Source organism: Exiguobacterium sp. s168 (genome assembly GCF_018619035.1).
GTDB classification, from domain to species: Bacteria; Bacillota; Bacilli; order Exiguobacteriales; family Exiguobacteriaceae; genus Exiguobacterium_A; species Exiguobacterium_A acetylicum.
Map to the genome: position 1 here is coordinate 1 of NZ_JACSNE010000011.1, position 23,904 is coordinate 23,904.

The window sequence follows — 23,904 nt, forward strand, 5'->3', positions numbered from 1 at the left end:
ATGGCTACCGAAACCTCGAACGATTCTTTTTGAGATTGCGCCTCGAGCTTGGTGGTTAAAATAGCAACCACGTGTTATGGTGATGAGCCAAAATTATGGAGTAATGCAAATGTTTCGTTTTGATGACGAAAGACCTGTTTCCCTTAGGAATCGTTGACTTCCGAAATAAAATTCATCTATTCTTAATGAGATTGAAAAAAACTGATAATATATTTTTCCGTTTTTTTTTTTCTTGCGAGGACGAATGAAGCAGACGAGAGGGGAAGTTTATCTATTATGAAACGTATTATTATTCGTGCAGGTATGACACCATTCGAACAGTTCGATGCTCCTTATTTGATGAAACATAATTCCATTGGAGGAAACGTTGGAAATCTTATCTATCAATACAGTATCTTTCGTACGTTGATGACAGAAGGTACGACGATTACACCTGACTATTACTATTACGACGAAGAACGGGCAGACGAAATCAATGCCAACTTTGATCTTTATGTCATTCCGTTAGCGGACGCATTCCGAAAAGAATTCGTACCGACGTTACGGAAATATACACGTCTCATCAAAAAATTAAAGATTCCAGTCGTCGTCATCGGTGTAGGATTACGTGCACCGTTTGAACCAGACTTAGATGGTGGATTCCCATTCGATGAAGATGTTAAAGCATTCGTCAGTGCCGTTCTCGAGCGCTCAAGCATGCTTGGTCTTCGCGGAGAGATCACATCGAAATACTTAACACGTCTTGGTTTCCGCGAAGGGATCGATCATCGTGTCATTGGATGTCCTTCGATGTACGCGTTTGGTCGCGACTTGCACATCCGTGAAACGAACATCACACCTGAGTCGATGATTACGGTCAACTCGTCACGTTTGGCTCCACAAAACGTCCTTGATTTCATTACACGCGGAATGGAAGAATACCCGAATCATTACTTCATTCCCCAGTGGATGAAGGAACTGAAGTTAACGTACACAGGAACGCACCCGATCGCAGATCTTTCAGTGACGAACTATCCGGTGAAGATGTCGGATCCTGCTTATATGAATGATCGGGTCCGTTTCTTCTTGAACGCACAGACATGGTTCGATTTCATCGGACAAGCAGACCTTAGTTTTGGTGCGCGCTTGCACGGAAACATCACAGCGACGCTTGCGGGTACGCCGAGTATCCTCATTCCAAAAGATGCACGGATGCGCGAATTGACGGAATACCATCAATTGACGCACATTTGGGCGAACGACATCAAAGCGGATACACAATTATCCGACATCGTAGCCAACGCTGACTTCCAAAGTCCAGCACGTGTTCAAGCGCGTAACTTCGACAACTTCGTTGACTTCTTGAACGTGAATGATCTTGAGCATATCTATCAAGAGACGAACTATCCTGAGAATGTACCGTTTGACCGTCAAATGGCGCAAACTGAGTTGCTCCCACCAGTCCAACCGATTTCTGGCGTAAGTCTTGAAGAAGCAGTCGCCCGTTTCGAACGGTTCTTCCCGGAACAAGAGAAGAAGATTGCGGATGCGCAAAAACAAACAAAAGCACAATTAGCTGAAAAAGATAAGAAAATCAAAGCATTGCAGAAACAAACAGGAACGGCTCAAAAGGATCAAGAGATTGCGGCGCTCAAAGCGCAACTGGCTGCCCAAACGAAGAAAATGAAACATCTGCAAGGGACATTGAACCGGAAAGCGGTTCGTGCAGCCTTGAAAACAGCGGATTTATTCGCTAAAAAATAAGACCTCCAAACATTCCGGATCGATACGATGCGGAATGTTTTTTGGATAGAAGTATTCTGAATTGTGTTGACAATTCGAAAAAGACTTGATAGGGTTAGGAACAATTACATACTTATCCAGAGAGGTGGAGGGACTGGCCCTATGAAACCTCAGCAACAGGTCGAAAGATACTGTGCTAATTCCTGCGGGTGCTGCACCCGATCGATAAGATTTCCGAATTGTCGACCTACGCATCCGTGAGGATGCGTTTTTTGTTTGAAATAGGTGGAATGAGGAGGAAACGAATTCATGAAAACGAGTGGGGCTTTTCGACGCAAGATGGAATCACGTCATCTGATTATGCTGTCGTTAGGTGGTGTCATTGGAACAGGATTGTTTTTAAGTACAGGTTATACGTTAGAACAAGCAGGACGGGTCGGGACGATTTTGTCGTATTTGATTGGGGCAGTCGTCGTCTACTTAGTTATGTTAAGTCTCGGTGAACTCGCCGTGCACATGCCGGAAACCGGTTCATTTCATAAATACGCAACGAATTACATCGGACCCGGTACCGGTTACACAGTCGCCTGGCTCTACTGGCTGACGTGGACGGTCGCCCTTGGTTCAGAATTCACGGCAGCAGGTATTTTGATGCAACGTTGGTTCCCGTCGATTCCGGTGTGGGTGTTCAGCGCCTTATTCGCTGCGATGATCCTTGGTATCAACGTCTTGAAGGTCCGCGTGTTCGCTGAAGTCGAGTTTTGGTTTTCAGCGATTAAGGTCGTGACGATCATTGCTTTCATTTTACTTGGTGCGGGAGCCATCGTCGGCTTCATTCCACTGCAAGATGGTAGTCCGGCTCCATTCTTTTCTTCGTTAACCGAAGGCGGGTTGTTCCCAAATGGCGCTTTCGTCATCTTCATGACGATGCTTGCCGTGAACTTTGCTTACTCGGGAACGGAACTGATCGGTGTAGCAGCAGGTGAAGCAGTCGATCCGAAACGGACGATTCCGCTTGCGATCCGGACGACGATTTTACGACTGGTTCTCTTTTTCGTCGGTACGATCATCGTGTTAGCCGTCTTGTTGCCAACGGAAGGGAAAGGCGTACTCGAAAGTCCGTTCGTCGCCGTGTTTGAACGAATCGGAATTCCTTACGCAGCAGACGTGATGAACTTCGTCATTTTGACAGCGATCTTGTCGGCAGCGAACTCTGGACTTTACGCCGCCTCTCGGATGCTCTGGTCGCTTGCGAACGAACGCATGATTCCACGCTTCTTCGCCCAGGTGACGCCAAATGGGGTGCCACTACGAGCCGTATTGTTCAGCATGCTTGGCGGAGGACTTGCCTTGCTGTCTAGCATCTATGCAGCAGGAAGTGTCTATATTGCGCTCGTCTCGATTTCCGGTCTCGCTGTCGTCGTCGTTTGGATGAGTATCAGCGTTGCCCAGTATCGCTTCCGGAAACAATTTCTCCGCGAAGGGCATACGGTCGACGAATTGGTCTATCGCACACCACTCTTTCCATTCGTCCCGATCGTTGCTTTCGTCGTTTGTTTGATTTCCCTGATTGGTATCGGATTTGATCCGACCCAACGCATTGCCTTGTACTGTGGTATTCCATTCATCGTGATCTGTTATGTCGTTCATGCGTTCACGAATTCTTCTCAGAAACGGAGTGTTGAAGATGTCCCGAATCAAAAATCCAGTTGATCAACGATTACAGGAAGTTCCCTTTCTCATTTTAGATGGTGCCCTTGCAACCGAACTTGAACAGAAGGGATTCGACCTGAACGACCCGCTTTGGTCAGCACGTCTCTTAATCGAAGCACCGGAACAGATCGAACACGTCCATCGTGACTACTTTGAAGTAGGTGCCGATGTTGCCATCACTTCAAGCTATCAAGCAAGTATTGAAGGATTCAAGCAACGTCATATTACGACAGAAGAAGCACAGGCGCTGATTCGACAAACAGTCACCTTGGCGCAAAATGCACGCTCGCGTAGCGGAAAGAGTGACGCATTAATCGCGGGATCAGTGGGTCCTTATGGTGCCTACTTAGCAGATGGCTCTGAGTATCGCGGTCATTACGTGGTGTCAGCAGATGTGCTAGAAGCCTTTCACAGACCACGTATCGAAGCGTTGATTGAAGCAGGAGCGGATCTGCTGGCATTCGAGACGATTCCGTCGCTCGAGGAAGCGGTCGTGTTGTTCCGGATACTTGAAGCGTACCCAGAAGTGTCTGCTTGGCTGACGTTCTCGCTTCAAGATGCGACACATATCAGTGAAGGAACGGCACTTGCGACGTGTATTGAGACGGTTGGACAACACCCGCAACTGGCAGCAATCGGTGCAAATTGTTTTCCGGCATCTTACGCGACTGACTTTATCCGTCACGTCAAGGCGTTGACGGACGTGCCAATAATCGTCTATCCGAACTCTGGTGAGGTCTATGATCCGGTCGCAAAAACATGGTCGGGTACGAATCAGTGTACGTCGTTCCAAACCGTCGCGAAGACATGGTATGAGGCAGGGGCACGATTGATCGGTGGTTGTTGCCGAACGTCACCTGAACACATCGCACAAATTCGTTCGGTTTGTCAGGTTACTCATACATCATGAATAATGACGAAAAAACGGACGCGAAATCGATTGATTTCGCATCCGTTTTTTTAATGGTGTGATTCCGTTATCGTTCGCGCAAGGCACGATTAAATTGTTGGAGCAGGCGTCCAAAATCTTCGGCATCATCCGATGGCCAGTCCATCAGGAGACGTTCGATGCTCGCGAGGCGCGCTGTCCGGTAAATCGTGAGCTCTTCTTGTCCTTTATCTGTGATGTGATAGAAGAAGGCACGTCCATCTGTCGGATCTTTTACTTTTTCAACGAGTTGCTTCTGATCGAGTGCCGCAGCTTGGCGACTGACGGTCGAGACATCAAGCTGAAGTTCACGGGCAAGTGTTTTAACACCGACCTTACCGGAATCCGCTAATTGTCGCAGTAACAGGTAGGAAGCACGATCCAAATTACGATTGTCTGCCGTCGCTGTCGTCAAGCGCCGGATCAGGATCGCTAACTCCAATTCAATGGTTTCGAGTGCTTGTTGAGACATCGGGTATCTCCCCTTTCAAAAAAGTCTCTCTGTCCCTCATGATTACCCAATGTGGATAAGCTGTCAATCCGAAAAGCAGGAGGCTTGACAGAGTTGTAGTTGTATTATACAATCATTTTTGTTCTTTTAATTGTATCATACAACTTTTTATATGAGAAACGAACGACAAAGGAGAATTCAGATGAAAGCTAATGAGTCGATGAAACAAGAAGTCATCACGGTAAACGATACAGATCTGATTCGGACGGTCATCGAACGATTCATTCAGTCTGATATTAGCGGCGTTCCTGTCATCAATGCTGAGCAAGAAGTCGTCGGATATATCAGTGACGGAGATATCATGCGCGCGATCGGAAAACACAAGGACATCATCGTCGATACATTCTTATATGTAGATGTCATCAAAGGAGACGAAGAAGATTATGAAGACCGGATTCGTCATATCTTGAACCGACCTGTCATGGAACTGGCACGCCGGAAAGTCGTAACAGCGGACGCTGACACCGAAATGGAAGAGATTGCGGCGACACTTGGCGCAAAACGGATCAAAAAGCTTCCAATCCTTAAAGCAGGACGTCTTGTTGGGATTATTAGTCGAGGCGACGTCATTCGCCATTCGTTTAAACAGTTCATGTAACACATTCAATAGAAAGAAGGGACACTATGGCACTTGCTGAAAAAACAACGACGCTTGAGCCGGAAACGGTATTAGCAGAAAGCAAACATGGATTATTCCATCAACCGGTTGCTGTCTGGGCAGTCTTTTTCGCCAGTATTACAGCATTCATGGGAATGGGGCTCGTCAATCCTGTCTTACCGACGATTGCCGAGAATTTAGAAGCGTCAAAAAGTGAAGTAACGCTCTTATTTACAAGTTATAACGCCGTCATGGCATTCGCGATGTTAATTACAGGCGCGATCTCATCACGGATTGGTCAAAAAGGAACATTGATGCTCGGGATTGCCGTCATCGCAATCGTTGCTGGTTTTGCTTCGCAAGCAGACAGCATTTGGACGCTCGTCGCGTTACGCGGGGGATGGGGACTTGGGAACGCTTTGTTCGTCGCAACAGCACTCGCTGCGATCGTTTCGCTATCATCAGGCGGAACAGCAAAAGCGATCATTTTATATGAAGCAGCCGTTGGTCTCGGGATTTCGATTGGACCATTGTTAGGTGGAACGCTCGGTTCGATCACATGGCGCGCTCCATTCATGGGTGTTGCGACAATCATGGTCATCGCATTCCTCGTCTTGCTCTTCTTGATGCCAAAACCAGCAGCATCTGTCGCACCGAAACAGAAGTTATCATTAAAAGCACCGTTTCAAGCGATGAAGCATCGTTCACTCTTGACGCTCGGGATCGTGGCGGCACTTTATAACGTTGGGTTCTTTACGATCATGGCCTATGCACCATTCGTCATGAAACTACCAGCGCAAGGACTCGGATTCGTTTTCCTCGGTTGGGGAATGTTGCTTGCGATCACATCGGTCTTAACGGCTCCGAAACTGAAACAATGGTTCGGAACAATCAAAGCAATGGTCATGATGTTGATTACATTCGCAATCTTGCTTCTTTTAATGGGGATCTTCACGGAAACGCCAGCCGTCGTCATCGTCTGTGTCATCTTAGCGGGAGCCGTGCTTGGGAATAACAACACGCTCATCACAACAGCTGTCATGGACGCAGCACCTGTCGAACGTTCGACAGCATCTGCGGCATACAGTTTCCTACGTTTTCTCGGGGCAGCCATCGCGCCATTCATGGCCGGTAAATTGGCTGAAATCTTCAACGCAAACCTACCGTTTTATGTCGGAAGTGGCTTTGTCCTCTTATCCGTCATCATCATCGGGGTCAATCTCAAACACATTCGCCATATCGATCGGACGGAAGGCGGACATTAATTTTAAAAAAACAGCCGAAGCGAATCTGCTTCGGCTGTTTTTGATTGAAATCAAGAAGGGTACCTGTCTCTTAACGTGCGGATCGAGTGCTCGATCATTTCCCGAAGTACGTCTAAATCGATGTCAGTCAGTCGTTTTACGTAGAGGCAGGATTTACCGCGTCGATACGTACCGAGACGGGCAAGTAGTCGTTCTGAGACTTCGTCTTCACCAAGCGCGAGATAAAGGACGAGATTCGTCTTGCGCGGAGAAAAGCCAACATAAAAGCTGTCGCCCTCGCGACCAGAGGCATAGCGATAATGGTAGGAACCAAAACCAATCAAGGATGAACCCCAAAGGACGGCTTCGTATTTCGTGACATCTTCGAAGAACTGACGTAATGTGATACCATCTGCTTGACGTAGTGGCGGTTCGACTAGTGCCAGAAAGACATCAACGGACTGTTCGGTAGGACCTGTCTTTGGCGTATCAGACATAAGCAGACTCCTTTCGGATTAAGACGATACCAGTTACTTTTACTTTCGAGAAGTGCTAGTAAATATCCTGTGGCTCAGAGGTGGAAATCGAATGAAGCATCGCATCGTGTTTCGAGGAGAAGAAAGCAGTGTATCATGGGACATCTTACACGTCTATCCAACACAAGAAGAACTAACGATTCAGATGAAGGGACAAGATAGTGAACACAACATTTCAGTTTCATTTGACGAATATGATCTGTTCATCCGTGCCTTTGCTCGCGTCCATGAGTCGTTACACGGTGAAGTCGTATTCGAGCAGGGCGTGATTCGTCTCCGTTTACGATATGACCGGCTTGGTCGTGTTTTCATCAGTTGGTCTGACGGACGAACAAGTCAAGAGTTTCGTAGTGATCAAAGTTATTTAAGTGAGGCGTTGGCACAGCTTGGTGTGTACTAAACTAAACACAGTAAAAGTAAAAGGAACGACTTTAGGTATTCCACCCGAAAGTCGTTCCTTTTTTATTTAAAGCGATGGAAGTGATTGATGTAATGGTGTGTTGATCAAGTTGAAGCAAAACGCAATCGTTTGTTCATACTCGGACAACGGAATCGACTCATCGACTTGATGCGCGAGACGAAAATCATGGAAAGAAGCAATCGCAATCGGAAATGCTTTTTTCGCTTGGCTGAACATCGCACCATCCGTTCCACCTGGGATCGCGATTTTTCGTGGTATCACGCCGCTGACCTGTTCCATCGTATCTGCGACCTGTTGTAAGAAAGGCGCTTGTTCATCGGTTTCACGGGAAGGAATATCCTTAATGACGGTCACGCTCATGTCAAAGTCGGGATCTTCTACAACAAGTCGACGCTCAATATCCGTAAAGGCAGCAAGTACGTCCGCTCGACCGAATCCAGGAATCGTCCGGATATCCATATAGAACGAAGCCTGACTCGGAACGACGTTTGGTCCTTCACCTCCTGAAATCGAGGTGATCGACGCCACGACCGGACCGAGTGCCGAGTGATGATTCGCCGTGATCGAGAAGCGTTCCGACTTCACTTCCTGGATGACGCGATATACGTCATCAATCGCATTACGTCCCAGTTGCGGGGCAGAGCTGTGTGCACTTTTCCCACGGCATGTTACTTCTATCCCGACAACCCCTTTTTGTGCATAACCGATCATCCCACTCGTCGGTTCTGTGATCAGTAGAGCATCTAAATCATCCGCATGCCCTTGTTCGGTCAAATGACGAGCTCCTGTCATGCCATTTTCTTCATCGGATGTAATCAGAAGTTTGACGGTGTTCGGACGGTTTTGACGTTCCTTGTATTGAATGAGCGCTTGCACCATCGCCATGACACCTGATTTCATATCTGAAGCCCCACGACCATAAATGCGTCCGTCTTCGATTTCACCACCGTATGGATCTTTCGTCCAGCCGTCTCCTTGGACAGGAACCGTATCGAGATGACCAGATAATCCGAGTACAGCAGGACGTGAAAACTCCTCGCTCGCAGGAACGATCGCGACGAGACAGATTCGTTTTGGTGAGACTTCAATCCATTCTGTCGAGATCTGATAATCAACCAGTACATCGTACACATAACGTGCGACGACTTCTTCTCCGTCCATTGGGTTGACGCTTGGAATTTGAAGACACCGTTGTAAGTAAGTAATTGCTGTTTGCATAAGTATTTCCCCCTTTACCTATCCTGTACCCTGATAAAAATACTTCAGGGAGGTAAACGAATTCGTAAAATAATTTACGGGGCTGAACGTCTTGAGATAAAAGAAAACGGTGCAACCAGAGGGTTACACCGTACCTTGCTCATTCACTTTTTTCTGCTTCGTCTTTCCATTTCGAATCGATTAACATCTCTCCCGGCCATGTATAAGCCATGATACCGCCGTCTGCTGTGATGTCCTCACCTGTGACATATGAGCTGTCGTCAGAAGCAAGGAAGAGGGCGACCGTTGCCATCTCGCGTGGTTTACCGAGTCGTCCGAGTGGTGTGATCCAAGCGTTCGCATCGCGGAACTGTTTACCTTGCTCTTTTTCTTTTTCACCAACAAGTGTATCGATGAGTGGTGTTTCGATTGTTCCTGGCGACAACGAATTGACACGAATGCCATGACGCGCATAATCGATTGCCATCGCGCGTGTGAAGTTCGCAATCCCGCCTTTCGCTGCGTTATAACCGGACCGGTTCAAGTCAGCTGCACGACCAGACATCGATGATGTATTGATGATTGAACCACCGTTATCAAGCATGAGTGGAATCAAGAATTTACTGACGAGGAATGTACCGCGCAAGTCGACCGCGATGATCCGATCGAAGAGATCGATGGGATACTCATGGACTTTCCCGCCTTGTTCATCGATTCCGGCATTATTGAAGAGGACGTCGACCGTACCGTATGTCTCTTTGATGTGCTTCGCAAGTTGCTCGACACTCTCGACGTCTGAGACGTCAACATGGACGGCTTCCGCTTTTCCACCGTGTTGTGTAATCTGTTCTACTGTTTGTTGTGCTTTTTCAAATGAGACATCGGCACAGATGACCGTTGCTCCCTGTTCTGCGAAGACAAGCGCGGTCGCTTGTCCAATCCCTGTTGCCGAGCCGGTAATGACAGCTACTTTTTGATCGAGTCTACCCATTGCTAAATCCCTCCCAAGTCATATCATTCACCTTATGAAACATTCCCGGAGAAATAGAGATTAAACCCATCGATGCGTCTAGTGTTGGTGGATAGGGGGTACATCTACAACAGCACAATCGCTGTAAAAAGGGAGATGAGAACGCTGACATCCGATCAATGGCATCTTGCCAAAAAATTATTACAAGAAGCCGTCCAGTACCAAATGACACTCGAGAAGAGTGCATTCGCAAGTGAATTGATCGACCAAACGACACCGGTCCTCTGGTTTGGTGATGCGACGCGTAGCAGTTGGATGACGATCGCGACGAACCCATCCCGATCGCAATTTTTAGACCGAACAGGGGCATTACGATTTGACGAGCACGGTCCGCTCTTCATTCGTCCGCAGTCGATGGCATGGGAGGCTTATCTACAGGAGGAAACACTGACAGATTCGATTCGGCGATTTAACGATTATTTCAAACAACCGAACGTTTACAGGACTTGGTTCGGTCGACCGGGTGGCGGTAAGCTCGAAGGATTCTTGAACGGACTCGGTGCGTCATTTTACGAGAAGACGCTTGATCCGGTCATTCACCTGGATTTTTTCCCGTTTCCGACACACCATTACATGGGAGCAATCAAAGAACGCAGAGTGTTGGAAGATAGTCCGTTCGGTCAGACATTTTTGTTACGCCTGCTCGAACTGTTTTCGATAAAAGGAATCATCCTGCTCGGGAAGGAACACACGGAACGATTTGCGAAGCTTGAACCAGACATCGATTGGACGATCTATCGACCGACGGATTATCCGGACGCGATTTTTCAAGTCGGCGTCTCGTCACGATTTCAGGTACCCGTTGTCGGGCTCCACTTCAAACCAAGTGAGCAGTTCATCGGTCTCGGTAATCGAAAGGATGAAAACGGCGTCAGTCATGGCACCTACAGGTCAGCAGAGCACTTACGTCAAATTGGAGAGATTGTCTTTGAAAAAGTCGCGACATACAGTGAAAAAGGAGATTGACAGATATTTCGAACTCCCTAATAATAGGAGATGAATTAGCACTCTATATGATTGAGTGCTAAAAAAGGGAGGCAGAATGAGCATGGAAACGAAACAATTTAAGGCGGAATCAAAACGATTGCTGGAGATGATGATTCATTCCATCTATACGCATAAGGAGATTTTCCTGCGCGAATTGATCTCGAATGCAAGTGACGCCATGGATAAGATGTACTATAAAGCATTGACGGACGAGACGATTTCGTTCGAGAAGGAACACTACAAAATTACGATTGAACCAAACAAAGAAGCGCGTCAACTGATCATTCGGGATACGGGAATCGGAATGACGAAAGAAGAACTAGAAGAGAATCTCGGTACGATCGCGAAGAGTGGATCGCTTGCCTTCAAGGCAGAGAACGAGGCACAAGATGGTCATGATATCATTGGTCAATTCGGTGTCGGATTCTATTCTGCATTCATGGTCGCAGACGTCGTCACCGTCGTTACGAAACCGTTCGGCAGTGCAGTCGCTTATAAATGGGAGTCTCGTGGTGTCGAAGGTTATACGATCGAGGAAGTCGACAAAGAAACCGTCGGAACGGAGATTACGCTCCATATCAAGGCGAACGAGGAAGAAGAATCGTATGACGAATACCTCGAGACGTATCGTTTGCGCAGTATCATCAAAAAATACTCAGATTTCATCCGTTATCCGATCGAGATGAAGGAACTCGAACGTCAGCCAATCGAAGGTAGTAATGAGACGGAAGAGGTCGAAGTCGTCAAGACGATCAACAGCATGGTGCCGATCTGGCGGAAGAACAAACGGGAATTGACAGACGAGGACTATACGAACTTCTACCAAGAGAAGCGGTATGGTTTTGACACACCGGCAAAACACATTCATATCAGTGTCGATGGTGCCGTTCGTTATCAATCGATCTTATTCATTCCAGAGCAGGCACCGTACGATTATTATTCGAAGGAATTTGAAAAAGGTCTCGAGCTTTATGCGAATGGTGTCTTGATCATGGAAAAATGCAGTGACTTGCTGCCGGACCATTTCAGTTTTGTCAAAGGAATGGTCGACTCGGAGGACTTATCGCTCAACATCTCGCGTGAGTTACTGCAGCACGATCGTCAATTGAAGCTGATCGCGAAAAATATCCAAAGTAAGATCAAGACACAACTTGAAGCCCTCTTGCGTGAGGATCGCACGAAGTACGAAACGTTCTATCAAGCGTTCGGACGCCAGCTGAAGTTCGGTATGTATAATGATTATGGCATGCACAAAGAACAGGTGCAGGATCTGGTCCTCTTCTACTCAGCTAAGGAGAAGAAGTTAATCACACTCGCGGAATACGTCGCAGCGATGCCGGAAGATCAGGCACATATTTACTACGCCGCTGGTGAGAGTACGAATCGTCTGGATAAATTACCACAATCCGAGCTCGTCCGTGATAAAGGGTATGATATCTTGTACTTCACGGAAGAGATCGATGAGTTCGCGATCCAGATGCTCGTGACGTACAACGAGAAGACGTTCAAGTCGGTCACGAGTAGCGATCTAGGGATTGAAGCAGAAGAAGCGGAGACGACGGACGCACAAGCAGAGATGTTCCAAGCGATGCAGGAAGTGCTAAGTGGACAAGTCAAGGAAGTTAAGGCATCGACGCGTCTCAAATCGCATCCCGTCTGTTTTGCGACAGATGGCGCCGTCTCGATCGAGATGGAGAAAATCCTGAAGGCGATGCCGAATAACGAAGGGGTAGAAGCGGTCAAGATTCTTGAATTGAATCCGTCACACGCGGTATTCCACTCTCTTGAAACGGCGTATCAAAACGATCGTTCGAAATTCGAGCGCTATACCAAACTGATGTATCAACAAGCATTGCTGGTCGAAGGGCTTCCACTCGAGGATCCAGTAGCGTTTGCGAATGATGTGTGTTTACTGATGGTGTGAAACGAATAGATATAAAAAAGGCATTGGATGCGCGCATCCAATGCCTTTTTTCGTAAAATGCTACATTAATCGGTCTGTAAATCCGAAGCGGTTTCTCCTTTTTTTGAGAGAACGTTCAAGACGACGACGAAGAGTACGAATGTGACAAGAGCTCCGATGAAACCGAAGACCGAAGACTCCGTGAAACCGATGACTAAATAACCGACTGCCGCAGTCACGGCACCGACTAGCGCATACGGTAACTGTGTCGTAACGTGGTCGATATGATGTGATCCAGCCCCTGTCGAACTGAGGATCGTCGTATCGGAAATCGGTGAACAATGGTCACCGAAGACAGATCCAGCAAGAACGGCAGCAAGCGTCGGTAACAAGAGTGAGGCATCGACAGCCATGACGAGATCCGCACCGATTGGCAACATGATCCCGAATGTGCCCCAACTTGTTCCTGTCGAGAATGCCATCAAGCCGGCAATCAAGAATAATAAGAACGGCAAGTACGAAGCAGAAATCGAGTTGCTGACGAAGCTCGCTAGATAATCGCCTGTTTTCATATCACCGATGACAGCAATGATCGTCCAAGCGAATAACAGAATCACGACTGCTGGCCACATCGAACGCATACCAGCGACGATGCTTGCACGGTAATCGCGACCCGGAATTTTTCGTCCGATCAGCATCAGGAAAGCGACGATTAAACTGATGACGACACCTGCGACGAGTGAACGTGTGACGTCTGTTGCCTCAAATGCTCCAATTAAAGTAAACGGGCGATTGTCGGCAGCAAGTGCCTGAGCACCTGTTCCGAGCAACGCACTGATCGTAGCGATGACGAGAACGACGATCGGAACGACGAGATCCCGTACTTTTCCATTCGTATGTTCGTTGACCTCTTTTGCCATCCCCATCGGTGTTCCTTTTGATGCATCAAAAAGTTCACCTTTCGCGGCACGACGTTCATGTTGTTTCATCGGTCCGACAGAGACGCCAGAGTAAGCGATGTAAAGTGTTAAAAGTAGCGCGAAAATCGCATAGAAGTTCATTGGAACGATCATCATGAAGGCACTAAACGCTGAGTAATCCGTAATCGAGTGCGTCGTTAAGATACCGGCGATGATGGAGATGATGAATGCGCCCCAACTCGAAAGCGGACTGATGACACAAACAGGCGCAGCTGTTGAGTCGATCAAATAGGCAAGTTTCGCTCGCGAGACACCACGACGATCCGTTAACGGACGACTAACGTTTCCGACAGCAAGACTATTGAAGTAATCATCGATGAAAATCAAGATACCGAGTCCGAAGGCGACTAAGCGTGCACCACGCGCCGTTTTGACGTGCGTAGAAGCCCATTCACCGAAGGCACGAGCGCCACCTGATGTCTGAATGAGCGTGGAAAGGACGCCGAGCAATAACAAGAAGACAAGTAATAAGACGTTCCACTCGTTCAAGGCACCGTCCGCCCAAAACAGGCTGAAGATGTTCTTGCCGAGATAGGTTATCGTATCGATCGGATTAAAACGGTGGAGTAACAGGGCACCGACGAGAATGCCGACACCTAACGAAAGAACGACCTTTCGTGTAAAGATGGCTAATAAGATAGCTAGTAAAGCAGGTACAAGGGCAATGATGGAATCTGAATAGTTGACCATGAAAAATATCCTCCTCTTTAATAAATGGCTTAAAGATGAGACCCCGCGGCACAAAAAAAGCAAGGGCACCGGCAACAAAGCCGACACCCTCGCTGGATGCGTCTTTCTTAGCCGAATTGGAGCGCTCCATACAAGTACTATGTATGGCAATCGATCGGGTGTTTCCCGAATCGACCAACGACGATATGTTAGACACATACTGTCATTTCGGCGATGTCACCTTTCCTGTAGTCGTCTTCGTTGTCATCCTCGGACCAAGTACTGATTGAAATCGCGCCTCTACCTCATCGATAGAATAGTCATATTCTGTTCTTATGGACACTTTATCATGTAATTCAGAAACGATTCAACCATATATTCTGATAATTTAAGATAAAGTTATTTATTCAGCAAAATGTTGAATGAGCTGTTTCATCAAATAGGCTTGGTTTTCTTCGAATTGTTTTTTTCGATGACCATTCGCACCAGAGGGATGAGGGAATCCCGAAAGAAGCTGATGCTGTTCGATTCGTCCGTCATGAATCAACCCACGGACTTGTGTCTCGACGACACGACCGAGCGGAATCAATAGCGCCGGTTCGCGTAGCTGATTGATTTCAGCGACGAAGTGTTCTTCTGCATAATGTTTTAGCAAAGGACTACGGCTGATTTTCGGTTGATGACCTGAGTAATTCTTTTCGCGATAAAAGACGGGTTGCTTTAACAGTGACGTCGGTTGCAATAATTTTTGATATTGATGAAATAAGCTAGCCGTCGTCTCGATTCCGAGCAATGCTGGAAGTTCGAGTGTATCGAGCATCTGAACGAGGTTACGTCGCATCGTTCCAGCAAAGCTTGCTGTATATTTGACGAGGCGTGCCGTCTCTTCTAATGAAACACCATGATGGAGGGCATCCGTCGCTTCTTCGAAAGCGATTCGCATCTGTTCAAAACCTGGTGTGATCCCGATGAGGACGACTTTTGCTTCAGTATTGACATATTCGCCAATCGGAGAGTAATAGACGGTCAGCTCGTTCTCCTGTTGCAATAAAAAATCGTCCGTCCATAATTCATCACGTCGTAACGTACGATCGTCAGGTAAGCTACGAATGGCTTGTTCAAATATAGTTAATGAATTCATGAAGGACCCTCTCTCTCTGTAATGGCACTATGATAACAAATAATACCATTTGTGACAATTCGACCCTTTCACTATTTGTATATAGGTATCTAAAAAGGACTCGAGACGAGTCCTTTTCGTGCATCATGCGCGTTCTTTGACCGAAGCGACTTCATATGTCAGAATCTCGCTGCCGAGCATTGGCGATTCTCCTGCCTCACTACTCGCAGGTCGACTATGTGACGCTTTGAAATCGTCACTTTCCCGCCACGCTTGAAAACTCTTCATGTCTTCCCAGTACATGTTGACGTTCATTTCATCGTGTTCTTCGATATTTTGCGTCAATAAGACCTCGACGCGGATGAATCCGTCCATCGTATCGAGTCCACTTGGACGCGTAAAACGAGGAGCGAGAGCTGCAGCCATCCCTTTTTTGACTTTAATCCGGTTCGTAACGACGATCATCATAAAATCCCCTTTCAAAAAACGAGTAACGTACTTCTTCAGTATAGTACGATGAGGGTAAGAATGCCGGAAAGAAGGAACAAAAGACGATGAATGAACAGGAATACGATCAACGATTACGAATCGAGACCATTGAGATGCAACATCTTTATGGTGTGTTTAGTCACTATAATCGATATGAACCGACACCTTATGCGGCACTAGACGAATTATGCGAAACCTATCCGTTCCAAAAACAGGACACTGTCATTGATTTCGGGTGTGGGAAAGGGCGTTTGAACTTTTACTTACACGACCGATTCGATTGTTCCGTCATCGGAATCGAGATGAATGGACAATTTTACGAAGATGCGCTTCGGAACATGGCGAATTACGAAAGTAGACGAAAGCGACGTTCGGGAAGTTTACGATTTGAACAGGCGTATGCTGAGCAGTACGTCATTCCGGATGAGGCGAATAAGTTTTATTTCTTCAATCCATTCTCTTCCCAAATTTTCATGAAAGTGATTGATCAGATTTTAAGTTCGGTCGAGCGTTCCTCGCGTTCGGTAGATCTCATCTTGTATTACCCGACCGATGAATACCGGGAATATTTAGAGCGACATACCGTATTCGAGCAAGTCGATGAGATTCGATTACGAGACCTCTATGAAAAAAATCATGACGAGCGGTTCGTCATCTATCGCTTTGATCCGAACAAACTGCTTCAAAACGGGTATGAATACAGTGATGAGAAAAATAGGGGATGAGGAGGTCGGATGATGATCCGTTTGGAGCATGTCACGAAAGAGTTTGCACCGGGGCGTGGGATATTTGATGTCAGTTTTACAGTTGATCCGGGTACGATATTCGGTTTCATCGGACCAAACGGATCTGGAAAATCAACGACACTCCGACATTTGATGGGACTACTGGCTGCGGACGATGGAAAGGCGACGATCGGTGGTTTTGATTGCTGGAAGCAAAGTAAAGAAGTGAAGCAATTGGTCGGTTATTTGCCGGGAGAAATTAGTTTGCCTGGAGACATGACGGGAGCAGACATGCTCGATTTGATGCAACGACTGCATGGTAGTGACCCGGCACGGCGACAACTGTTGTTGAAACGATTTCCCTTTGAGACAAAGACGAAAATCCGCAAGATGTCAAAAGGGATGAAACAAAAACTGGCACTTGTCGGTTGCTTCATGAAGGATGCACCCGTCTATCTACTTGATGAGCCGACCAGTGGACTCGATCCTTTGATGCAAGAGCGTTTTTTAGAGTGGATCGAACAGGAGAAGAATGCTGGGAAAGCGATTCTAATGAGTTCACATCACTTTCCGGAGATGGAAAAATCGTGTGATCGAGCGGCTTTAATCAAAGCAGGGCGCATCATCGTCGAATCGGATATTCATGAGTTGGTTCGATCGAGTCGAAAGACGTACACGATCGTCTTCCGAACTGAGGTGGAGGCGGCACAGTTCGCGATGCAAGTCGGTGTTGAACCGAAGCGGCTAGAAGTCAGTTTTCAAACGGATGAGACGCTGAGCTTAAATCAGGCGATCGCTTATTTAACCCAGTACGATGTACGGCTGATTCGTCCGTCAGCAGATGATTTAGAACAGGTCTTCTTGCATTATTATGGAGAGGAGGAATCATCGTGATATTGCTGATCCGCTCTTTATTCAAGCAGGTTAGAAAGCCCGTGCTTGCTTACGCGATTGGAACGAGTCTCTACTTATTGATGCTTGCGTTGCTTTATCCATCGATGATGAAGACTGGTTTACTAGAAGCAAAACTAGAAGCGTTACCTCCGGAAGTCTTGAAAGCATTTCAATACGATAAGGTGACGGGATTCGATAACGTACTGGATCTGCTCGGTGGGAACTATTATGGACTGATCTTTCAAGTCATTGCGAGTCTATTCTTGCTCTCATTAGCAGCGCGCCTCGTTGCGCGACCGATCGACAACGGAGAGCTGATCGTCTATCTCGCAGCCCCGATCACCCGGAATACGTATACGTTTGCTGTCGCGATCGTCATGGGTATCGCAAGTATGGTTCTCGTAGGGCTGAATGGACTCGTCTTGATGGTATCCGACTGGTGGATGACAGATATTTCGATCAATGACGTCATCTTATGGCGGATTCAGCTCAATGCGCTATTGTTACTCTTGGCGATCGGCGCCTTTACGTTATTCGTTGCGACGTTATTTGACGAAGAACGTCGTGCTTTTTCGCTTGCCGGTAGTGTGCTGGTTCTATCGATCGTCTTGACGATTCTGTCGGAGCTAAGTGGCAAGACGGAGTGGCTCCGTTATCTATCCGTCTTCTCCTTATTCAACACGACGCAACTATTAGAAGGAACGAATCATTTTCTTCTTCATTCCATTCTTTTACTTGTCCTCTGTCTCGTGTTCTTGACTGGAGCAGTCGTTCAATTCAGGCGTCGGAGTCTGTCGATTTGATCGAAAGTGGCGCAAAAACTTTACAGAAAGTGAACATTTAGGATTTGAACGTTGCGTCACGCGCTGATTTTTACTAAGATAAAGGAATGTTGTAGTTCTGGAAAAAGAAATGAGGTCTTTCGAAATGAATAAACCATCCATTTATGGATTAACGCTTGAGCAGATGACAGAATGGTTATCGAATCAAGGGCACAAACCATTCCGTGCCAAACAAGTATGGGATTGGCTCTACCGTAAACGTGTCACGACTTTCGCGGAAATGACGAATGTCAACAAGGATTGCCTTGAGTTGTTAGATCAGAGTTTTACGATTGACTCGATGACAGAAGCGGTCAAGCAAGAATCAGCAGACGGAACAATCAAGTTCCTTTTCAAATTATATGATGGCAACTTGATTGAAACGGTTCTGATGCGTCATAAATACGGTCTTTCTGTCTGTGTCACGACACAGGTCGGCTGTAACATCGGCTGTAGCTTCTGTGCAAGTGGTCTGATCAAGAAGAGCCGTGACTTGTCAGCAGGCGAAATCGTTGAGCAGATCATGAACGTCCAGCATCACCTCGATGCAGTCGGTAACGAAGAACGTGTCAGCCACGTCGTCGTCATGGGTATCGGTGAACCGTTCGATAACTTCGACAACATGGTCGACTTCTTGAACGTCATCAAGGACCACAATGGTCTTGCGATCGGTGCACGTCACATCACAGTTTCAACAAGTGGTTTGGCAGACAAGATCTACAAGTTCGCTGACTTGAAACTCCAAGTCAACTTGGCGATCTCGCTTCACGCACCAAACAATGAATTGCGTACGCAAATCATGAAAATCAACCGGGCGATCCCGCTTGAGAAATTGATGCCAGCGATCGATTATTATGTTCAAACGACGAACCGTAAAATCACGATCGAGTACATCTTGCTTCGTGGCGTCAACGACCAAAAAGAACACGCAGTCGAACTCGCAAAACTGTTCGAAGACAAACGTCACCTGACGTATGTCAACTTGATTCCGTACAACCCAGTCGATGAGCACGGTCAATATCAGCGCAGTACGTCTGAAGATATCACGACGTTCTACGATACGTTGAAAAAGAACGGCTTGAACTGTGGTGTTCGTCTTGAGCACGGAACAGACATCGATGCAGCGTGTGGTCAATTACGTAGTAAGCAAATCAAAAAAGATAAAGTAGCATCCAAATAATTCGTTGGGCTTCTCATCGTTTCGGTGGGAAGCTTTTTTTACGATAAGAAATGAGGACATCCGATGACACGTACACGATTCAATGATTTTAACTTAAGCACACCGATTCTCGATTCGATCGAGCAACTCGGTTACACGACACCAACCGAAGTCCAACAATCGGTCATCCCCGTCGTATTATCCGGAAAAGACGTCATCGTCAAATCACGGACGGGGAGCGGAAAGACGGCATCGTTTGCGATTCCACTGTGTGAACTCGTCGAGTGGGAAGAAAATAAACCACAAGTCTTAGTCTTGACGCCAACACGTGAGCTCGCCTTACAGGTCAAAGAAGATATCATGAACATCGGACGCTATAAGCGGATCAAAGCGACAGCGGTCTTCGGCAAGCAACCGTTCCGCGGGCAAGTGACGGAGCTCAAACAAAAGACACACGTCGTCGTCGGAACACCAGGGCGTGTACGCGATCATATCGAGCGGGGCACGTTATCACTTGAGAAAGTCCGTTACGTCGTTTTAGATGAAGCGGATGAAATGCTGAACATGGGCTTCCTCGATCAAGTCGATGCCATCTTGTCCGAGTTACCAAAAGAGCGGATGACACTATTGTTCTCTGCGACCTTCCCAGAAGACATCGAACAGTTGAGTGACCGTTACATGGACGCGCCGAAACGAATCGAAGCAGGCGAGACGGTCGTCTCGACGATCACACATAGTTATATTTCAGTGACGGATAAGACAAAATTCGCGATTTTGAAAGATGTTCTCGTCGCTGAAAATCCGGATCGCTGCATGATTTTCTGTCGGACGAAAGAACACGTTGATTTCGTCGCGAATGGTCTCCGCGCACATGACTATCCGGTTGAAGCAATTCACGGTGGAATGGAACAAGACGATCGACTTGATGCGATGAAAGCCTTCCGTGCCGGGAAGTTCCGAATTCTCGTCGCAACAGACGTCGCAGCACGCGGCATCGATATTGAAAACATCACGCATGTCATCCAGTATGATCTCCCTGTCGAACGGGAAAGTTACGTGCACCGGACCGGTCGGACGGGACGTGCAGGAGCAGCAGGACAAGCGATCAGTCTCGTCACGGCGGCAGACGAACGTCGCCTGAAGGAAATCGAGCAGTATCACGGGAAGCTGACACGTCGCCAAGCACCGACAGAAAAGGACTTGATGCGGACAGCGGATGCGTTCGAAGAGAAAATGGCGACGGAAGATACACGTTCTTCGAAAACGGAACAGCTTGATGCGGACATCATGAAGTTGTTCTTCAACGGTGGGAAGAAGAAGAAACTCCGTGCCGTCGACTTCGTTGGAACGATTGCGAAGATTGAAGGCGTCACAGCAGACGACATCGGCATCATCTCGATTCAGGATACGTTGACGTATGTCGATATCCTCAACGGAAAAGGTCCGCTTGTCCTCCGGGCGATGAAGACGACGAAGGTCAAAGGGAAACAATTGAAAGTGTACGAAGCATTCAAGAAATAAGACAAGCCGGTCATTCTCCGCTTAAGCGAAGAGGGACCGGCTGTTTTGCGTCAAGGTATGTCCAAGATGGAGTCCGCTTGCGGCTGCTTGGGCAAGCGAGTGTGTAGCACCGGAACAATCACCGATCGCATAGACACCAGGACATGTCGTCTCAAACGTCTCTGATGTCTCAAGCATCGGTGCGTAAAACTTGCCATCTAGTCCATAAAGCAACGTATCTCCCGGAAGTTCCACTTCAAGGAGTTGCTCAAGGCGTTCTAAAAACCCTTCTAAGACGAGCAGGTCTTCTGCAGGCATTTCCACGTGTAAATCTCCAGGGGAAGCAACTAGCGAAGGGATGATTCCGTTATGAAGCAATTGATCCGTTGTCGTCGCTTGCGATTTTCGAAAATCACCGAGTCTTTGAACGAGAATGCGATCCTGTCCTTGATTGATTCCTCCGATAATGCACGTGGCATACGCATTCGCTTTCGCTAGTGTCGAAAAATAACGCGGGAGAAATAGCGTGAAGTTCAGATTTGTCGAGCCGTCTGCTGTCTCGTGGACGTTTTGGCCGTCCGGCATGACGAGTCCTTCTTGATACTTGCGGATGATCCGTCCGCGCGGATTCATGCAATAGGTGACGGCTTGACCGTAAGGCGAGTCGTAACCGAGCTTCGTCTCGAACGTCTCCTGTAACAATGTCCGAAATAGTCCCTCATCCGTCTCAATTCGCACCCCGAGATCGAGTCGGGTCCGCTGTGGGGCGACGCCAAGCGTCGCTAACTGGTGCAACGTAAAGTCTGCACCTGAACGACCTGTTGCGAAAACGATCCGTTGACTGACGAAGGTCTCGTCCGCTGTTTTGATCGTAAACGACTTCGACTTCGTGATCTGCTCGATTGTCGTTTCGAATCGGGCATCGAGACGCGGTAATAAGGCGTCCTCAAACGCCGTGAAGACAGCAGCTGTCCGTACTGTGCCTAAGTGACGGACGGTCGTCTCGACCGAATGTAGACCGGCGCGACGGGCACGAGACGCTACAGTAGGGGAATGCGTGGAATAGGTCTCAACTGTACCTCCACCATATGTACATAAGAGATCATCGACTTCTTGGAACAGTCGTCGTGTCGTCTCTTCACCGATTTTTGAGACGAGTTCCCCGCCGAATCCCGTCGCATAATTGAACTTTCCTTCTGATTTGCCAAGCCCTGCGAATCCAAGATACGCATCTTCTGCTGTTCGTTCACGGATTGGTTTTCCGGCGTCAATCAATAAGACGCGTTGCCCATCTTCAACAAGCTGATGGGCGAGGAAAATTCCTGCCATACCGGCTCCGATAATCGTCACATCATACATCACAGACGCCTCCTTTTCTTTGAGTATACAAAAAAGCCGGATACCTGTGAAAGGAATCCGGACTAGGTGATATCGCTTATTTCCACTCTGCGATGTCAGCGATTGGTAGACGAACCGATGGGTATCCTGCGTCGACTGCTTTACCGATTGAAAGCAGCATGACTGGAAGATAACGTTCTTTTTCAAGACCGAATGCTTCTGCGATTTGGTCTTTTTCGTAACCACCGATTGGGTTTGTATCGTAACCGTGTGCACGAGCGACGAGCATCAATTGCATCGAAACGAGACCTGAGTCGATCAAGATGCTATCACGTAATGTTTCAACGTCTTCTGGACGGTAGAAACCTTTGATAGCTGGTACTTGGCGATCACGTACTTCTTGCGGCATAAGACCTTTTTCAACAGCCATATCATAGATTGTCTCGATGCTGTCGACTGCGTTCATGTCACCGAAGACGGCGATGACAGCAGAAGATGTCTCGACTTGGACTTGGTTGAATTTCGCGAGTGGTGCAAGTGTTGCTTTGCCTTCTTCGCTATCGATGACGAGGAAACGCCATGGTTGCATGTTAACTGAAGAAGGTGCAAGTGTTGCTTCTTCAAGGATTTGTGTCATTTCTTCTTTTGAAATTTTTACGTTTGTGTCGTAGTTGCGAATCGAGCGGCGTCCTTTGACGATTTCCATGAAGTCCGTTGTTGTTTGAGTAGTCATAATTATTCAATCTCCCTTGTGTGTTTTCTCTTTTTTATAGTGTGAAAAACTTATTTCCAGTCTGCGATATCGTTGATTGGTAGGCGAACCGATGGATATCCAGTGTCGACTGCTTTACCGATCGATAGCAACATGACCGGTACATAGCGCTCTTTTTCAAGACCGAATGCTTCCGCGATTTGATCTTTCTCGTAACCACCGATTGGGTTTGTATCATAACCGTGTGCACGAGCGACTAGCATCAATTGCATCGAGACGAGACCCGAGTCGATCAAGATGCTGTCTTTCAAATCGTTCGCCGATACACTGCTGTACATCCCTTGGATCGCTGGTACTTGGCGATCGCGTACTTCTTGTGGCATGAGTCCTTTTGCAACAGCTGTATCGTAGATGTTCTCGAGTTGATCAACAGCGTTCATGTCGCCGAAGACGGCGATGACAGCAGAAGATGTCTCGACTTGAACTTGGTTGAATTTCGCGAGTGGTGCAAGTGTTGCTTTACCTTCTTCGCTATCGATGACGAGGAAACGCCATGGTTGCATGTTGACGGAAGAAGGTGCGAGTGTTGCTTCTTCAAGAATTTGTGTCATTTCTTCTTTTGAGATCTTCACGTCTGTATCGTAGTTACGGATCGAACGGCGTCCTTTGACGATTTCCATGAAGTCTGTTGTTGTTTGCGTTGCCAT

The 23,904-nt window shown here is 47.4% G+C and carries 23 protein-coding genes and 2 riboswitches; of the genes, 13 read left to right on the forward strand and 10 right to left on the reverse strand.

Annotated features, from left to right (window positions below; genetic code table 11):
* The first annotated feature begins 276 nt into the window (after positions 1 to 276).
* From KNQ15_RS08255 to mmuM, 3 genes are all read left to right on the forward strand, one after another.
* A complete protein-coding gene (locus KNQ15_RS08255) occupies positions 277 to 1,743 on the forward strand; it encodes a polysaccharide pyruvyl transferase family protein (protein ID WP_214728764.1) in 1,467 nt (488 codons plus the stop codon).
* Between the two features lie 109 nt (positions 1,744 to 1,852).
* A riboswitch (SAM riboswitch) is annotated at positions 1,853 to 1,954 on the forward strand.
* A gap of 77 nt (positions 1,955 to 2,031) precedes the next feature.
* Positions 2,032 to 3,435 carry an amino acid permease gene (locus KNQ15_RS08260; RefSeq protein WP_029342990.1) on the forward strand — a complete coding sequence of 468 codons (1,404 nt, stop codon included), beginning with the start codon at positions 2,032 to 2,034 and terminating at the stop codon, positions 3,433 to 3,435.
* Complete coding sequence (gene mmuM, locus KNQ15_RS08265) at positions 3,410 to 4,345, forward strand: homocysteine S-methyltransferase (RefSeq protein WP_214728766.1); 936 nt, start codon at positions 3,410 to 3,412, stop codon at positions 4,343 to 4,345. Before KNQ15_RS08260 ends, mmuM begins: the two co-directional genes overlap by 26 nt.
* A 67-nt stretch (positions 4,346 to 4,412) precedes the next feature.
* Here mmuM and KNQ15_RS08270 read toward each other — a convergent pair whose 3' ends face one another.
* Positions 4,413 to 4,835: a MarR family winged helix-turn-helix transcriptional regulator gene (locus KNQ15_RS08270; RefSeq protein WP_214728768.1), complete on the reverse strand. Its 423-nt coding sequence runs from the start codon at positions 4,833 to 4,835 to the stop codon at positions 4,413 to 4,415.
* Positions 4,836 to 5,016: 181 nt separating this feature from the next.
* Between KNQ15_RS08270 and KNQ15_RS08275 the strand changes: the two genes are divergently transcribed.
* The gene (locus KNQ15_RS08275; protein WP_214728770.1) at positions 5,017 to 5,472 is read left to right on the forward strand and encodes a CBS domain-containing protein; all 456 of its coding nucleotides are present in this window, start codon (positions 5,017 to 5,019) and stop codon (positions 5,470 to 5,472) included.
* Between the two features lie 26 nt (positions 5,473 to 5,498).
* On the forward strand, positions 5,499 to 6,737 hold the full coding sequence (locus KNQ15_RS08280; protein ID WP_214728772.1) for an MFS transporter: 1,239 nt from the start codon (positions 5,499 to 5,501) through the stop codon (positions 6,735 to 6,737).
* A 50-nt stretch (positions 6,738 to 6,787) separates the two neighbouring features.
* Here KNQ15_RS08280 and KNQ15_RS08285 read toward each other — a convergent pair whose 3' ends face one another.
* Positions 6,788 to 7,213 carry a DUF1801 domain-containing protein gene (locus tag KNQ15_RS08285; RefSeq protein ID WP_214728774.1) on the reverse strand — a complete coding sequence of 142 codons (426 nt, stop codon included), beginning with the start codon at positions 7,211 to 7,213 and terminating at the stop codon, positions 6,788 to 6,790.
* A 91-nt stretch (positions 7,214 to 7,304) separates the two neighbouring features.
* On the opposite strand from KNQ15_RS08285, the gene KNQ15_RS08290 reads away from it, so the two are divergent.
* Complete coding sequence (locus KNQ15_RS08290) at positions 7,305 to 7,652, forward strand: WapI family immunity protein (protein WP_029342984.1); 348 nt, start codon at positions 7,305 to 7,307, stop codon at positions 7,650 to 7,652.
* A gap of 66 nt (positions 7,653 to 7,718) precedes the next feature.
* Here KNQ15_RS08290 and KNQ15_RS08295 read toward each other — a convergent pair whose 3' ends face one another.
* Together KNQ15_RS08295 and KNQ15_RS08300 are read right to left on the reverse strand one after the other, a co-directional pair.
* Positions 7,719 to 8,891 carry a M20 family metallopeptidase gene (locus KNQ15_RS08295; RefSeq protein WP_214728776.1) on the reverse strand — a complete coding sequence of 391 codons (1,173 nt, stop codon included), beginning with the start codon at positions 8,889 to 8,891 and terminating at the stop codon, positions 7,719 to 7,721.
* A 139-nt stretch (positions 8,892 to 9,030) separates the two neighbouring features.
* Positions 9,031 to 9,861 carry an SDR family oxidoreductase gene (locus KNQ15_RS08300; RefSeq protein WP_214728778.1) on the reverse strand — a complete coding sequence of 277 codons (831 nt, stop codon included), beginning with the start codon at positions 9,859 to 9,861 and terminating at the stop codon, positions 9,031 to 9,033.
* Positions 9,862 to 9,996: 135 nt separating this feature from the next.
* On the opposite strand from KNQ15_RS08300, the gene KNQ15_RS08305 reads away from it, so the two are divergent.
* Together KNQ15_RS08305 and htpG are read left to right on the forward strand one after the other, a co-directional pair.
* The gene (locus KNQ15_RS08305; RefSeq protein ID WP_214728781.1) at positions 9,997 to 10,866 is read left to right on the forward strand and encodes a hypothetical protein; all 870 of its coding nucleotides are present in this window, start codon (positions 9,997 to 9,999) and stop codon (positions 10,864 to 10,866) included.
* Positions 10,867 to 10,948: 82 nt separating this feature from the next.
* Positions 10,949 to 12,811 (forward strand): molecular chaperone HtpG, encoded by a 1,863-nt coding sequence (htpG, locus tag KNQ15_RS08310; protein ID WP_214728783.1) that lies wholly within the window; start codon positions 10,949 to 10,951, stop codon positions 12,809 to 12,811.
* A 65-nt stretch (positions 12,812 to 12,876) separates the two neighbouring features.
* On the opposite strand, the gene KNQ15_RS08315 is transcribed toward htpG, so the two are convergent.
* The 3 genes from KNQ15_RS08315 to KNQ15_RS08325 all read right to left on the reverse strand — a co-directional run bounded on the left by KNQ15_RS08315 (position 12,877) and on the right by KNQ15_RS08325 (position 16,024).
* On the reverse strand, positions 12,877 to 14,460 hold the full coding sequence (locus tag KNQ15_RS08315; RefSeq protein ID WP_214728785.1) for a Na+/H+ antiporter NhaC family protein: 1,584 nt from the start codon (positions 14,458 to 14,460) through the stop codon (positions 12,877 to 12,879).
* Between the two features lie 111 nt (positions 14,461 to 14,571).
* Positions 14,572 to 14,750: riboswitch (Lysine riboswitch) on the reverse strand.
* Between the two features lie 92 nt (positions 14,751 to 14,842).
* Positions 14,843 to 15,580 (reverse strand): uracil-DNA glycosylase family protein, encoded by a 738-nt coding sequence (locus KNQ15_RS08320; RefSeq protein WP_214728787.1) that lies wholly within the window; start codon positions 15,578 to 15,580, stop codon positions 14,843 to 14,845.
* A gap of 123 nt (positions 15,581 to 15,703) precedes the next feature.
* Positions 15,704 to 16,024, reverse strand: a complete 321-nt coding sequence (locus tag KNQ15_RS08325; RefSeq protein ID WP_023469797.1) for a heme oxygenase — start codon at positions 16,022 to 16,024, stop codon at positions 15,704 to 15,706.
* Positions 16,025 to 16,113: 89 nt separating this feature from the next.
* Between KNQ15_RS08325 and KNQ15_RS08330 the strand changes: the two genes are divergently transcribed.
* The 5 genes from KNQ15_RS08330 to KNQ15_RS08350 all read left to right on the forward strand — a co-directional run bounded on the left by KNQ15_RS08330 (position 16,114) and on the right by KNQ15_RS08350 (position 21,168).
* Positions 16,114 to 16,773 (forward strand): methyltransferase, encoded by a 660-nt coding sequence (locus KNQ15_RS08330; RefSeq protein ID WP_069940104.1) that lies wholly within the window; start codon positions 16,114 to 16,116, stop codon positions 16,771 to 16,773.
* A 12-nt stretch (positions 16,774 to 16,785) separates the two neighbouring features.
* On the forward strand, positions 16,786 to 17,667 hold the full coding sequence (locus KNQ15_RS08335) for an ABC transporter ATP-binding protein (protein WP_214728789.1): 882 nt from the start codon (positions 16,786 to 16,788) through the stop codon (positions 17,665 to 17,667).
* Positions 17,664 to 18,470: an ABC transporter permease subunit gene (locus KNQ15_RS08340; protein WP_353048902.1), complete on the forward strand. Its 807-nt coding sequence runs from the start codon at positions 17,664 to 17,666 to the stop codon at positions 18,468 to 18,470. The genes KNQ15_RS08335 and KNQ15_RS08340 overlap by 4 nt, the downstream gene beginning before the upstream one ends.
* Positions 18,471 to 18,594: 124 nt before the next feature.
* Positions 18,595 to 19,668, forward strand: a complete 1,074-nt coding sequence (gene rlmN, locus KNQ15_RS08345; RefSeq protein WP_023469793.1) for a dual-specificity RNA methyltransferase RlmN — start codon at positions 18,595 to 18,597, stop codon at positions 19,666 to 19,668.
* Between the two features lie 63 nt (positions 19,669 to 19,731).
* Positions 19,732 to 21,168 (forward strand): DEAD/DEAH box helicase, encoded by a 1,437-nt coding sequence (locus KNQ15_RS08350; RefSeq protein ID WP_214728791.1) that lies wholly within the window; start codon positions 19,732 to 19,734, stop codon positions 21,166 to 21,168.
* Between the two features lie 21 nt (positions 21,169 to 21,189).
* On the opposite strand, the gene KNQ15_RS08355 is transcribed toward KNQ15_RS08350, so the two are convergent.
* The 3 genes from KNQ15_RS08355 to KNQ15_RS08365 form a co-directional block, all read right to left on the reverse strand.
* The gene (locus tag KNQ15_RS08355) at positions 21,190 to 22,506 is read right to left on the reverse strand and encodes an NAD(P)/FAD-dependent oxidoreductase (RefSeq protein WP_214728793.1); all 1,317 of its coding nucleotides are present in this window, start codon (positions 22,504 to 22,506) and stop codon (positions 21,190 to 21,192) included.
* A gap of 76 nt (positions 22,507 to 22,582) precedes the next feature.
* Positions 22,583 to 23,218: a nitroreductase family protein gene (locus KNQ15_RS08360; protein ID WP_023469790.1), complete on the reverse strand. Its 636-nt coding sequence runs from the start codon at positions 23,216 to 23,218 to the stop codon at positions 22,583 to 22,585.
* 50 nt (positions 23,219 to 23,268) lie between these two features.
* Complete coding sequence (locus tag KNQ15_RS08365) at positions 23,269 to 23,904, reverse strand: nitroreductase family protein (RefSeq protein WP_214728795.1); 636 nt, start codon at positions 23,902 to 23,904, stop codon at positions 23,269 to 23,271.

Excerpts from the sequence above, each read along its gene's own strand:
- KNQ15_RS08255 (WP_214728764.1), top strand. The coding sequence starts at position 277 with ATGAAACGTATTATTATTCGTGCAGGTATGACACCATTCGAACAGTTC.
- KNQ15_RS08260 (WP_029342990.1), top strand. The coding sequence starts at position 2,032 with ATGAAAACGAGTGGGGCTTTTCGACGCAAGATGGAATCACGTCATCTG.
- mmuM (WP_214728766.1), top strand. The coding sequence starts at position 3,410 with ATGTCCCGAATCAAAAATCCAGTTGATCAACGATTACAGGAAGTTCCC.
- KNQ15_RS08270 (WP_214728768.1), bottom strand. The coding sequence starts at position 4,835 with ATGTCTCAACAAGCACTCGAAACCATTGAATTGGAGTTAGCGATCCTG.
- KNQ15_RS08275 (WP_214728770.1), top strand. The coding sequence starts at position 5,017 with ATGAAAGCTAATGAGTCGATGAAACAAGAAGTCATCACGGTAAACGAT.
- KNQ15_RS08280 (WP_214728772.1), top strand. The coding sequence starts at position 5,499 with ATGGCACTTGCTGAAAAAACAACGACGCTTGAGCCGGAAACGGTATTA.
- KNQ15_RS08285 (WP_214728774.1), bottom strand. The coding sequence starts at position 7,213 with ATGTCTGATACGCCAAAGACAGGTCCTACCGAACAGTCCGTTGATGTC.
- KNQ15_RS08290 (WP_029342984.1), top strand. The coding sequence starts at position 7,305 with ATGAAGCATCGCATCGTGTTTCGAGGAGAAGAAAGCAGTGTATCATGG.
- KNQ15_RS08295 (WP_214728776.1), bottom strand. The coding sequence starts at position 8,891 with ATGCAAACAGCAATTACTTACTTACAACGGTGTCTTCAAATTCCAAGC.
- KNQ15_RS08300 (WP_214728778.1), bottom strand. The coding sequence starts at position 9,861 with ATGGGTAGACTCGATCAAAAAGTAGCTGTCATTACCGGCTCGGCAACA.
- KNQ15_RS08305 (WP_214728781.1), top strand. The coding sequence starts at position 9,997 with ATGAGAACGCTGACATCCGATCAATGGCATCTTGCCAAAAAATTATTA.
- htpG (WP_214728783.1), top strand. The coding sequence starts at position 10,949 with ATGGAAACGAAACAATTTAAGGCGGAATCAAAACGATTGCTGGAGATG.
- KNQ15_RS08315 (WP_214728785.1), bottom strand. The coding sequence starts at position 14,460 with ATGGTCAACTATTCAGATTCCATCATTGCCCTTGTACCTGCTTTACTA.
- KNQ15_RS08320 (WP_214728787.1), bottom strand. The coding sequence starts at position 15,580 with ATGAATTCATTAACTATATTTGAACAAGCCATTCGTAGCTTACCTGAC.
- KNQ15_RS08325 (WP_023469797.1), bottom strand. The coding sequence starts at position 16,024 with ATGATCGTCGTTACGAACCGGATTAAAGTCAAAAAAGGGATGGCTGCA.
- KNQ15_RS08330 (WP_069940104.1), top strand. The coding sequence starts at position 16,114 with ATGAATGAACAGGAATACGATCAACGATTACGAATCGAGACCATTGAG.
- KNQ15_RS08335 (WP_214728789.1), top strand. The coding sequence starts at position 16,786 with ATGATCCGTTTGGAGCATGTCACGAAAGAGTTTGCACCGGGGCGTGGG.
- rlmN (WP_023469793.1), top strand. The coding sequence starts at position 18,595 with ATGAATAAACCATCCATTTATGGATTAACGCTTGAGCAGATGACAGAA.
- KNQ15_RS08350 (WP_214728791.1), top strand. The coding sequence starts at position 19,732 with ATGACACGTACACGATTCAATGATTTTAACTTAAGCACACCGATTCTC.
- KNQ15_RS08355 (WP_214728793.1), bottom strand. The coding sequence starts at position 22,506 with ATGTATGATGTGACGATTATCGGAGCCGGTATGGCAGGAATTTTCCTC.
- KNQ15_RS08360 (WP_023469790.1), bottom strand. The coding sequence starts at position 23,218 with ATGACTACTCAAACAACAACGGACTTCATGGAAATCGTCAAAGGACGC.
- KNQ15_RS08365 (WP_214728795.1), bottom strand. The coding sequence starts at position 23,904 with ATGGCAACGCAAACAACAACAGACTTCATGGAAATCGTCAAAGGACGC.